This is a genomic window from Mycobacterium bohemicum DSM 44277 (genome assembly GCF_001053185.1).
Lineage (GTDB): Bacteria > Actinomycetota > Actinomycetes > Mycobacteriales > Mycobacteriaceae > Mycobacterium > Mycobacterium bohemicum.
The window spans coordinates 322,550-334,034 of the sequence record NZ_CSTD01000005.1; the positions used below are offsets into that span (position 1 = coordinate 322,550).

Genomic DNA, 11,485 nt, shown 5'->3' on the forward strand with positions numbered 1-11,485 from the left:
GTGGCCTTACGACTCAGGGCAGTCCGGCGCCGGGGACGGCAACGGTCACGGCGTCCAGCTGGGACGCCCGGGTGCCGGCCAGGCGCTCGGGGTAGGCGTCGGTACTTGTCAGCAGGAACAACGTTCGGCGCTGCGGGCCGCCGAGGGCGCACGCGATGGCCACCCGGTCACCCATGTCGATGCGGTCGGTCACCGCGCCGCCCGCGACGACGCGCTCGAACTGGTGGGCCAGCGTCATCGAAGTCCAGACCCCGCCCTCGGCGTCCAGGGCGATGCCGTCGGGCGGCCCGTCGAGCCCGTCGGCGAACACCCGGCGGTCGGTCAGCCCGCCGTCGATGGTGAAGGCGGTGAGCCGCCGGCCGGTGGACTCGGCGACGATGAGCTGCCCGTCGGGCGTGATCACCATGCCGTTGGGGAAGTCCAGTTCGTCGGCGACGATGCGGGCGCTGCCGTCGGGATCGAGCCGGATGATCACGCCGCCGGAGAAGGCCTGGCAGCCGATGTAGGCGCGGCCGGTCTGATCGACGACCATGTCGCCGAGGCTGGCGGGGGCCAGGTCGCTGAGGTCGGCGATGGTCGTCACGGTGTCGCCGTCGTACCGCAGGACCTGCCGGCTTTCGGTCGAGGCGATCAGCAGCGAGCCGTCGGGGCTGAACCCCAGGCCGGCGGGGCGGTGGCCGGGCAGCGGAACCGTGGTCAGCGTGCCGCGCATGTCCGCGGTGTGGACGGCCTCGCCCAGCATGTCGGAGAACCACAGCAGCCCTTCGAACCAGCGTGGTCCCTCGCCGAAGCAGAATCCGTTGGCAAGAGGCTTGGGGATCATCCGCTCTCGCCTTTACAAAGCATCGGCAAAGTGTCACGCACCGCCGCGGCCGGTGTCAATCTCGGGGCCCACCGTCGCGCGGCGTGCGCCGATGGCCGGTCAGCGGGTCTTGCGTTGCCCCTCTGCGCAATACGTAACCGCTTTACAATTCTTGCTCAGAATGTCACGCTGAGCCGTCAGCTGCTCCTACCCGAGGCGAGGTGGATTTGACCACGGATTCTGATCAGACGCAGTGGTCGGTGGACAGCCTGCTCGACCTGTTCGACGTGCAGGGCGACGGCGCCGACCGGTTCGTCGCCGAGACCGGGATCGCCGGCCAGGACGGCCGGCACGTGGTCGAGGGCACCCAGGTGGTCGCGCAGGCGATTGTGGCTGTGGCCAAGCGATTCCCGGACAAGTCGGTGCGCTCGGCCCACGCGGTGTTCTCCCGCGCGGTGGCCGTGGGCCCGCCCGTGGAGCTGGTCCTCGACGTGATATCCGAGGGCCGGTCGACGGCCACCGCGATCGTCGCGGTGCACCAGAACGGCCGGCGCTGCCTGAGCGTGACGGTGCTGGCCGACGTCCCGACCGACGACGTCATCCGCCACCACCTGCCGCGGCCGGACGTGGTGGCGCCCGCCGACGCCAACCCGTGCGAGATGCCGATGGCGGGGCGCGAAGTGCGCATCGTCGACGTCGTGGACGTCAACAGCCCCGACGAGGTGGGCCCGCCCGAGCTCTACGCCTGGGTGTACTACGAGCCGATCCCGGCGCGCGACGACCTCGCCAAGGCCCTCATCGCCTACTTCACCGGCCATCTGGGGATCTCCACCACCATGCGCGCCCACCCGGGCATCGGGACCAGCCAGGCTCACCTGACCGTGTCCACCGCCCCGATGAGCATCTCGGTCGCCTTCCACGAGCCGGTGCGCTGGGACGGCTGGCTGCTCTACACCCACGAGAGCACTCAGGTGGGGTCGGGAATGTCCTACGTGCGGGGCGCGGTGCACTCCGAGGAGGGGGAGTTGCTGGCCTCCTTCGGGCAGGAGGCGCTGATCCGGCCGCTGCGCACCAGCGACACCAGCATCGACGCCCGGTCGCGTTTCTAAGGCCTGGCGCGCATGCGTTTCGCGATCACCCACCCCATGCACAGCCATCCCTACAACCCGGAGTTGGCGGCGGGCGAGGGCATCGCGACGATCGCGGCGGCGGCCGAGGCGGCCGGCTTCGACGGGTTCGGTTTCACCGACCACCCGGCGCCGTCGCAGCGGTGGCTGGAAGCCGGCGGCCACGACGCGCTGGATCCCTTTGTCGCCCTGGGGTTTGCGGCGGCGCGGACGACGACGCTGCGGCTGATCCCCAACATCGTGGTGCTGCCGTACCGAAACCCGTTCGTGGTGGCCAAGTCCGGTGCGACGCTCGACCTGCTTTCCGGCGGACGGTTCACGCTGGCGGTCGGCGTCGGTTATCTCAAGCGGGAATTCGCGGCGCTCGGGGTCGACTACGACGAGCGGCTCGAGCTGTTCGAGGAAGCCCTGCAGGTGATTCGGGCAATCTGGACCACCGACGATATTTCGTTCGAGGGCAAGCACTTCAGTGCCCGCGGCATCACCGCGCACCCGCGGCCGGTCAGCCCCCCCCACCCGCCGATCTGGATCGGCGGAAACACGACGTCGGCGCGCCGGCGGGTGGCGCAGTACGGCGACGGCTGGTGCCCGTTCCCCGCGCCCGCGATGCTGGCGAAGACGGCGGGCACCGCGTCGCTCGAATCCGAGGACCGGCTCGCGGCCGCGATCGACGATCTTCGGCGCCGCTGCGAGGAGGCGGGCAGGGACCCCTCGACGGTCGACATCACGTTCACCAACTTCGCCGGCGGCAGCCCCGCCGACGACGGGTTCGACGCCGACGCGTACCTGGCCGGTCTGGAAAAGCTTGCGGCGCTTGGGGTCACCTGGGTTCAGGTGGGTCTGCCCGGCGACAGCCTCGGCCACGCGGTGGAAATCATCGACCGCTTCGGAAAACTCGTCATCGGCGCGGCCTGAATGGACTTCTCACGGGTCGCGCTCTCCGCCGACGACGCTGCGTTTCGGGACCGGACCCGGGCCTTCCTCGCCGAGCACGTCACCGAGGACGTGCTGCGGCGCGACCGGGAGTTCGGCGAAAACTTCGACGAGGGCGTGCATCTGGCGCTGGGCGAGGCCGGATACCTGGCCGCGGACTGGAAGCTCGAGTCCGAGGGCGGGTTCAACGCGCTGCGGCGGCGCATCTTCGAACTGGAGATCGCGCGGGCGCACACGCCGTGGTACCACTGGGGCACCACGTCGGCCGTCGCCCGACTGGTGGCGCAGTTCGGTGCGCCCGAACTCACCGAGCGGGTGCTGCCCGGTGTGCTGTCCGGCGAGATCCGGCTCTGCCTGGGCTATACCGAACCCGAGGGCGGCTCAGACGTCGCCACCTGCAAGACGCGCGCGGTGCGCGACGGCGACGGATCCAGCTGGGTCATCAACGGCGCCAAGATGTTCACCTCGAACGCGCAGAACGCCAGGTACGTCTTCCTGCTCACCAACACCGACCCGCAGGGCGCCAAGCACAGGAACCTGACGATGTTCCTCGTTCCGCTCGACTCGCCCGGCGTCGAGATTCAGGGCATCCGCACGGTGGACGGCGACCGCACCAACATCGTCTACTACAGCGACGTGCGGGTCGACGACTGCTACCGGATCGGCGAGGTCAACGGCGGCTGGACGGTCATGCGGTTCGCCCTGGACGCCGAGCACGGCATCGTCGACCCCGAAGACCATGGCCTGCAGAATATTTCGACGATGTCCGGCCATGCCGCGTTGATGGCCGAGGCGGTGGACAAGGTGGCGGCCGTCGTCGGCGAAACCGGCGACGAGTCGGTCAACTACCGCCTCGGGCGCGACGTCGCGCGGATGGAGGCGGCGCTGTCGACGCCCGGCATGTACGGGCGCGTCGCGCTGGCACAGACGATGCGCGACATCTCGCCGGACCTGATGGACCTGCAGGGCGCCGCGTCGGCGCTGCCGACCGACACCCGCGGTTCGGCCGACCGCGCCGACGGCGGGGCCGCGGAATACCTTTTCCGGCTGGCCGTCCCGATGGGGATCTACGGCGGCACGCTGGAGGTCTTCCGCAACATGATCGCCCAGCACGAGCTCGGGCTCGGCCGCCCCAGTTACGGCTGAGGAAGTTCGGCCACGACGTCGGCGCAGGCCGGGTCGAAGCTCAGAAACCCTTTGATCGGAAGGCTTTCCGGGGGCGGATCCGCGTAGCTCCAGGCGATGTCGTCGACGACGCTGCCGTCGATGGCGGCCGACCAGTAGGTGGCGTAGCCCTTGTAGTTGCAGTAGCTTTCGGTGTCCGAGCGTTGCAGTAGTTCCGTGCGCACATGGGCGGGATCGACGTAAAGCCTTGGCTCGAGCGCGGTTTCGAAGAGGATCACCGTGTCGTGCGTGTCGACCAGCGTCGTGCCGCCGACCGTGACCCGCAGGAGTCGTCGCGTCGGGCGGCAGTCGACGCGGTGATAGGGGTTCGGCGGGTAGTGGACGAGCCGGCGGCCCTCCTCCAGCCAGCTGTCGACCGCGTCCCAGCGCACCCGGACGAAGCCGGGCGCCTCGGGCTCGGGTTCTGCCGGAAGGTCGCCGACATCGTCAGCGGGGAAGGCGTAGCCGAGCGGGTGGCCGCGCCGGTGCACCATCAGCGCGCTTTCCGTGTCGATGACGAGGCGCCCGTCCTTGACGGCCTGGACGCGCCGCGGGTGCGGTTCGATGTAGGTCCCGATGTCGGCGGGCAGGGGAGGGCAGAACCGCCCCGCCGGATCGCCGCTGAGCGGACCGCGGCCGGCAACCAGAGTCATGCCGTCAACCCTTCCAGACCGGGCTATCCACAGGCCGCGATTGACGGCTTGATCCGTCGTACCCCGGTGGCATACTCGCACACATGTTCGAAGAATTGCGTCAACTGGGCCCGGCCGCCCTGGTGGAGGCGGTCGAGTCGATGCAGCGCCAGGAGTCGAGGCTGGTGGCCCGGCGGTTGGCGGCGGTTGCGGCGCTGCTGAGGCATCGGGCCGCCGCGGCCGAGCGTTCCGGGGAGTGCCCGGAGTACGCGGCGATCGACGCGTTCGAGCGGACCGCCGCGGAGGTGGCCGCGGCCATGAACCTGTCGGCGTCGGCGGCCGGCTACGTCGTGTCGTATGCGCAGGCGTTGGACACCAGGCTGCCGAAGATGGCGGCCCTGCTTGCCGAGGGCAAGACCGACTGGCGCACGGTGCGCCTGATCATCAGCCGGACCGACCTGATCACCGACGAGCGTCCGATGGCCGAGCTCGATGCCTCGCTGGCCGCACGCATCGGGAACTGGTCCAACTGGTCGCGGCAGCGGATTGTCAACGCCGTGGACGCCGCGGTGCGCGCCGTCGACCCCGATGCCGCCCGCGAGCGACGGGAAGCCGCGGACAAAGACCGCTACATCGCGGTCACCGCTGGGAACAACGGGATGGCCGAGGTGCACGGCGCGGTCGCGGCGACGGCCGCCAAGGCGTTTGACGGCCGGCTTTCCCAGCTCGCCAACCAGGTGTGCCCGGCGGATCCGCGAACGATGGACCAGCGCCGCGCCGACGCGTTGACCGCGCTGAGTCAGGGGATCGCCCTGGCGTGCGGCTGCGGGCGAGCCGACTGCCCCGCGAGAACCGGCGACGAGCCCGCGCGGGCTGCGGGCGCGACGCGCGTCGTGATCAACGTGGTGGCCGCCGACGACACCGTGCACGGGGATGGCGCCGCGCCGGGGTATCTGGAGGGGCACGGGCTGATCGACGCCGACGAGGTCCGCGAGCTGCTGGCCGCCGCGGCTGCACGTCGTCGACCCGGTCACGAGCCCGGTGGACGCCTTGCGCTATCAGCCGACGGCCTCCCTGGAGCGCGCGGTGCGCTGCCGGGACTTGACCTGCCGCTTCCCGGGGTGCAGCCGACCGGCCGCCGCCTGCGACCTGGACCACACGGTTCCGTTCAACCATCAGAATCCGGAAGCCGGCGGGCTGACGGTGTACCAGAACCTGAAATGCCTTTGCCGCCAACACCATAGGCTGAAAACGTTCGGTGGATGGCGGGACACCCAGTTGGCCGACGGGACGATCGTCTGGACGTCGCCCGCCGGGCGCACCTACCGGACCTCACCCGCGGGTGCCGACCTGTTCCCGCAGACGGGCCGTCCGGCCTGCGGGCGGCCCGAGCCGAACAGGCAAACCAGATCACGGCGGCGCGCCAACCGGGTGGCTCGCGCGCGCAAGCACAACCGGGAGCAGCGGCCCGTCAACGAGGCCCGGATCCGGCTGCAGGAAGCCAGAAAACGAGAGATCGAGGCGCGCGAGTTCCGAAACCACATGCGGAGCATGCTGTTTCTCTTCAAGGGGGCGCCGAGCACGAGCCCGTTCTGCCGCTGGGTGAACGATCCGCGCGAGCCGGAGGAGTTGCCCGACGATTGGCGGCCGGACGATCCGGCGCCCGATCCCTTGCCCGACGATCCGCCCTTCTAGCGGCTGGTTAGTGTGCCAGTCATGGCTGGACCGCTGGAAGGCATCAAAGTCGTGGAGCTCGGGGTGTGGGTGGCCGGGCCGGCCACGGGCGGCATCATGGCCGACTGGGGCGCCGACGTTGTCAAGATCGAGCCGCCGTCGGGCGATCCGGGCCGCCTGTTCGGCCGGATGCTGGGATGCGATCTCGGCGTCAACCCGCCGTTCGAAATGGACAACCGCTCCAAGCGCAGCGTGGTGCTGGACCTGTCCGAAGAGTCGGGCCGCGACATCGCGTTCCAATTGCTCGACGAGGCAGACATTTTCGTCACGAACGTGCGTCCGGGCGCGTTGCGGCGCCTCGGCCTGGACTTCGAGTCGGTGTCGGGGCGCAACCCTCGCCTCGTCTACGGGCTGATCACCGGGTACGGCGAGACCGGCCCGGACGCCGACCGGGCCGCCTACGACGTCGCGGCGTTCTGGTCGCGCGCCGGGGTTGCGCACCTGCTGACGCGGCCCGGCGACACGCCGCCGTTCCAGCGCGGCGGCATGGGTGACCACTCGGCCGGCATGAGCCTGGCCGCCGCCGTCTGTGCCGCGCTGATCGCCCGGCAGCGCACCGGCGCCGGCCAGCTGGTGACTACCTCGCTCTACCGCCAGGGCGCCTACACCGTCAGCTTCGACCTCAACACCTATCTGCTGACCGGCCAGCCGATCGCGGTGGGGCAGCGCGAATCGATGGGGAACCCGTGCATGAACAACTACGCCGCCGGTGACGGCCGGCGGTTCTGGATCGTCGGCCTGGAGGCCGAGCGGCACTGGCCCGCGTTGTGCCGAGCGGTGGACCGCCCGGAATGGCTGACCGATCCCCGCTTCGACAGCGCGCGCGCCCGCGCGGCCAACGCGGTGCAGCTCATCGCGGAACTCGACGAAATCTTCGCCACCCGCCCGCTCGACGAGTGGGCCGACGTCTTCGCCGGCGAACCCGACTTCTTCTGGTCACCGGTCAACACGCTCGAGGACGTGGTGGCCGACGAGCAGTTCCACGCGGCGGGCGGCATCGTCGAAGTTCCGGACGGCGCGTCCAGCGTGTCGATGGTGGCCACACCGGCGGATTTTCACGGCACGCCCTGGGCGCCGCGTTCTGCGGCACCGGAACTCGGTCAGCACACCGACGAGGTGCTGGCCGAACTCGAGGCGCGCCGCACGCCCTGACCCCGAGACCGGAACTTTACAAATTAACCTCAAAGTGTCACGCTGTCCCTTGCCCTGACAAGCCCAAGACAAACCCGTGGCAGCCCCGCCGGACCCGCCGACGCGCGGCCGGCGGGTGGCGGTGAGGAATGGATCGATGGTCGCTCCAACGTTCGATGTCAGCGCAGGCAACCGGGTTGCCGCGGCGCACAGCAGCCGGCCCAGCGGCGAACGCCTGCGCTACCGACTGCAGGTCGTCGCGGCCGGCGCCGCGGACATCGTGGAATCCGCCGGGGGATGGCTGTACGACCGGGTGATGGCCGGCTGGGAGGTGACCGCACTGCTCCCGCCCGGCGCGGACACCCGGCCGCTGCGCATACTCGGGGTGACGGTCTGCGACCAACGCTCCGGGCTCGGCGAGGCGAGCGCGGCGAGCCAGAGCCTGGCCGTCAGCGCCGAGGCGTTCACCGCCGACGAGGAGGTCCGCCGGCGCGTGCTGGCCTGCCTGGAGGACCGGCTGACCGAGGTCGCCCTGTGGGGTGACGGCTGGCCGCTGGGCGTCCATCGCGCGACGGCCGAGGCGCAGCACCTGCTCAGCGCCGCGGCGCGCCGGTTCAAGCGCCACGCGCTCGCGGCGGCCGGGATCCCCGACGCGCTGATTGCTCCGACCGAGACGCTGCTCCGCGACGCCCACTCGCGGATCGGCTGATGAACTCGCGGAGCGGCTGATGAAGAAGTACCACCGCCACACCCTGCTCTACCTGCACGAGACGATCTCGTTGGGCTCCGCGCGCAGCGTCGGCTTCACCGAGGCTTTCACCACCACCTATCAACCGATGATGGAGGCGCTCGGCGCCCGCCTCTTCGCCATCTGGGAATGCACGGCCTACAACGGGCACTGGCCGCAGGCGACCATCATCTGGGAGATCGACGGGTTCGCCGACTACTCGCGGATCGGCGCCGCCCAAACCCGCGGCGGCAGCCAGCACCGGGCGGCGGCCGAGTGGGCGGAATACCTGGCCGGCGTCGGCGCCAGCGGGGAGGGGCGCATCATGTACGCCGGCTCCTACAACAAGACCCTGGCGCAGTTGCGGGAAGCGAATTTCACTGCCCCACTGGTGATTCAGGAGATCATGCAGACCAAGCCCGGCCGCCAGGACGACTACATCCGCGAACTGGAACGCCTCTACGTGCCGTGGTCGGAACGCACGGGCAAGCGCTGGCTCGGTTCGTTCATCACCACGTTCCGCTACAACGAGGTCATCCACTACTGGGCGCTGGACGGCGGCTGGGAGTGCTTCGCCAACCACTACCCGTCGTGGAAGGAGAGCCCGCCGGCCGAGATCGTCACATGGATGAGCGTGGCGCCGGCGCTGCGCGACGGATGGGAGGACTCGATCCTGCAGGCCCTACCGCCGTCGCCACTGCGGTGAGCGCCGAACACGGGGACTTCGCCTACGACCCCTTCGACGCCGACGTGATGGCAAACCCGTTGCCGTACTACCGGATTCTGCGCGACCGATATCCCGTGTACTACCTGCCGCGATGGGACACCTACGCGCTCTCTCGCTTCGACGACATCTGGAGCGTGCTGGAGGTCAACGACGGAACCTTCGTCGCCTCGGAGGGAACCTTGCCGCCGGCGTCGGTGCTCGCCCGGCACAACGCCGGACCGGTCGACGACCCGCCGCTGCACCCGTTGCCGTTTTACGCGGTGTTCGACGCCGGCCTCTACAACCAGATCCGCAGCGCCCACTCGTCACCGCTGCGGCCCCGGGCGGTCTCCGGGCTGGAAGCCCGGATCAGGGCTCTGGCCAACGAACGGCTCGACGCGTTGCTGCCCCGCGGCTCGTTCGACCTCACCCAGGACTACGGCGGCATCGTGGCGGCCTTGGTCGTGTGCGAATTGCTCGGCATTTCATCGGATCTCGCGCCGCAGGTGTTGGCCGCCGTCAACGCGGGCAGCCTCGCCCAGCCGGGTGAGGGCGTCGACACCGCGCAGGCCCGGCCGAACTACCTGCAGTACCTGACGCCGGTGGTGCAGCGCCGCCGCGCCGACCCGTCCGGTGCGCCGCTCGGCGGCCTCCCCGTTGTGGACGGCCTGCTCGGCTACCGCCTGCCCGACGGCAGCGCGCCGGACGATGTCGAGGTCGCGACGCAGATGCTGTGCATCTTCATCGGCGGGACGGAGACGGTGCCCAAGATCGTCGCCCACGGGCTGTGGGAACTCAGCCGCCGGCCCGAGCAGCTGTCCGCGGTGCGGGCCGATCCCGGGCACACCGCGCCGGTGGCCCGGGAGGAGATGATCCGGTACTGCGCCCCGGCGCAGTGGTTCGCCCGCACGGCGCGTAAGCCCTTCACCATCCACGGCCAGACCATCCGGCCGGGCCAGCGCGTCATCACCCTGCTCGCCTCGGCCAACCGCGACGAACGCGAATACCCTCAGCCCGACGAGTTCGTCTGGGACCGGCCCATCCGGCGCTCGCTGGCGTTCGGGCGCGGGCAGCACTTCTGCATCGGCTACCATCTGGCGAGGCTGGAAATCGCTGTCCTGCTGCAAGAATGGCTGCGTCGGGTGCCCGACTACGCGATCCGTGACGAGGATGCCACCCGGCTGCCGTCCAGCTTCCAGTGGGGATGGAACACGATACCGGTGGAGGTGTGACGTGTGGTCGCACCGGATCGTCGCGCCGTATCTCTTTGAGCGCCGCTCGATTCCCGACAAGACACCCGAGGACCTGACCGACGGTCACGTGCTGCTGCGGTTCCTGGCCGCCGGCGTCTGCGGCAGCGACCTGCCCGCCTTCCGCGGCGCCCGGGGCAGGATCCCCGGCGACGACGGGCCGAGCGCCGCCGAGAAGGACGGGTTCCCGATCCACGAGGTGGCCGGCGAGGTGATCGCCAGCCGGCATCCCGACCACCGCCCGGGAGACCGCGTGGTGGGCTGGGCGTCGGGGTTCGACGGCCTGATGGAACGCGTCGTCAGCGACGGCGACGGCCTGGCGCCCCACGACCCGGCGCTGACCCCGGCCCAGGCGGTCGGCCTGCAACCCCTGGCCTGCGTTCTCTACGCCTGCGAGCAATTGCCCGACCTGGCCGGCAGGCACGTCGCGATCATCGGGCAGGGCTCGATCGGGCTGCTGTTCTCCTATGTCGCCAAGGCCGCCGGCGCCCGCCGCGTGACCGGGATCGACCCGGTCGACCGCCACACTGTCGCAACGGAATTCGGGATCGACGACCCGGTGCGCGCCACCAGCGACCGGTGGGTGAGCCAATTGGCGCCCGCCGACCGCGCCGACGTCGTCATCGAGGCGGTCGGGCACCAGGTGGCGACGCTGGGCCACGCCATCGCCGCGGCGGCCCCGGGCGGCACCGTCTTCTATTTCGGCGTCGCCGACGACGAGGCCTACCCGATCGACATGCGCAGCATGCTGCGCAAGAACCTCACGCTGAAATCCGGTGTGACGCAAGACCGCCGGCGGATGCTCGAACTCGCGGGGAAATTCGCCGCCGAACACCCCCGGCTGCTGGGCACCTACCTCACCCACACCTTCGGGGTCGACGAGCCGCAGGCCGCCTTCGAGCTGGCCTGCCGCCCCGATCCCGACCGCGTCAAGATCGCGATCGCGCTATGACCGCCCCGGAAAGCCGGCTGCGGCGGGCGCTGAGCAAGCCGTCCCCGGCATGGGGCGGCTGGATCACCGGCCACACGCTGCTCGGCCCGGAGGAGTTCACCCGGGCCGGATACGACTACGTCGGCTTCGACGCCCAGCACGGCTACCTCGGCGACGCCGACATCGCCTCGGCGATAAGGCGACTGGAACACGTGCCGATCGCCACCGTGGTGCGCCTGCCCAACGCCGACCCCGCGCCGATCGGGCGGGTGCTGGACGCCGGCGCCGACGCCGTGATCGTCGCCATGATCGAATCGGCCGACGAAGCCGCCGCGGCGGTGGCCGCGA

General features: G+C 70.4%; 11 protein-coding genes and 1 pseudogene. 10 read left to right on the forward strand and 2 right to left on the reverse strand.

Going from position 1 to position 11,485, the window contains the following annotated elements; genetic code table 11:
• Positions 1–13: 13 nt before the first annotated feature.
• Positions 14–823, reverse strand: a complete 810-nt coding sequence (locus BN971_RS21430; RefSeq protein WP_085179558.1) for an SMP-30/gluconolactonase/LRE family protein — start codon at positions 821–823, stop codon at positions 14–16.
• Positions 824–1,029: 206 nt separating this feature from the next.
• On the opposite strand from BN971_RS21430, the gene BN971_RS21435 reads away from it, so the two are divergent.
• The 3 genes from BN971_RS21435 to BN971_RS21445 are packed head-to-tail and all read left to right on the forward strand — an operon-like array spanning position 1,030 to position 4,008.
• Positions 1,030–1,911 carry an acyl-CoA thioesterase gene (locus BN971_RS21435; protein WP_085179834.1) on the forward strand — a complete coding sequence of 294 codons (882 nt, stop codon included), beginning with the start codon at positions 1,030–1,032 and terminating at the stop codon, positions 1,909–1,911.
• A 12-nt stretch (positions 1,912–1,923) separates the two neighbouring features.
• The gene (locus BN971_RS21440) at positions 1,924–2,844 is read left to right on the forward strand and encodes an LLM class F420-dependent oxidoreductase (RefSeq protein ID WP_090350546.1); all 921 of its coding nucleotides are present in this window, start codon (positions 1,924–1,926) and stop codon (positions 2,842–2,844) included.
• Positions 2,845–4,008 carry an acyl-CoA dehydrogenase family protein gene (locus tag BN971_RS21445; protein ID WP_085179556.1) on the forward strand — a complete coding sequence of 388 codons (1,164 nt, stop codon included), beginning with the start codon at positions 2,845–2,847 and terminating at the stop codon, positions 4,006–4,008. It abuts the gene before it with no gap.
• On the opposite strand, the gene BN971_RS21450 is transcribed toward BN971_RS21445, so the two are convergent.
• Positions 3,999–4,679, reverse strand: a complete 681-nt coding sequence (locus tag BN971_RS21450) for a DUF427 domain-containing protein (protein ID WP_085179555.1) — start codon at positions 4,677–4,679, stop codon at positions 3,999–4,001. The genes BN971_RS21445 and BN971_RS21450 overlap by 10 nt on opposite strands.
• 83 nt (positions 4,680–4,762) lie before the next feature.
• Between BN971_RS21450 and BN971_RS21455 the strand changes: the two are divergent.
• From BN971_RS21455 to BN971_RS21485, 7 genes and pseudogenes are all read left to right on the forward strand, one after another.
• Positions 4,763–6,353, forward strand: a pseudogene (locus tag BN971_RS21455) (HNH endonuclease signature motif containing protein).
• Between the two features lie 21 nt (positions 6,354–6,374).
• Positions 6,375–7,544 (forward strand): CaiB/BaiF CoA transferase family protein, encoded by a 1,170-nt coding sequence (locus BN971_RS21460; RefSeq protein WP_085179554.1) that lies wholly within the window; start codon positions 6,375–6,377, stop codon positions 7,542–7,544.
• Positions 7,545–7,680: 136 nt separating this feature from the next.
• Positions 7,681–8,232, forward strand: coding sequence for a hypothetical protein (locus tag BN971_RS21465; protein WP_085179553.1), 552 nt, complete (start codon positions 7,681–7,683; stop codon positions 8,230–8,232).
• Positions 8,233–8,251: 19 nt separating this feature from the next.
• On the forward strand, positions 8,252–8,956 hold the full coding sequence (locus BN971_RS21470) for an NIPSNAP family protein (protein ID WP_085179552.1): 705 nt from the start codon (positions 8,252–8,254) through the stop codon (positions 8,954–8,956).
• A 47-nt stretch (positions 8,957–9,003) separates the two neighbouring features.
• Complete coding sequence (locus BN971_RS21475) at positions 9,004–10,188, forward strand: cytochrome P450 (RefSeq protein ID WP_245836578.1); 1,185 nt, start codon at positions 9,004–9,006, stop codon at positions 10,186–10,188.
• 1 nt (position 10,189) lies between these two features.
• Positions 10,190–11,158 (forward strand): zinc-binding dehydrogenase, encoded by a 969-nt coding sequence (locus BN971_RS21480; RefSeq protein ID WP_085179550.1) that lies wholly within the window; start codon positions 10,190–10,192, stop codon positions 11,156–11,158.
• Positions 11,155–11,485, forward strand: a 331-nt coding sequence (locus BN971_RS21485; protein WP_249262755.1) for an aldolase/citrate lyase family protein, incomplete at its 3' end; no start/stop codon positions are given. The genes BN971_RS21480 and BN971_RS21485, both read left to right, overlap by 4 nt.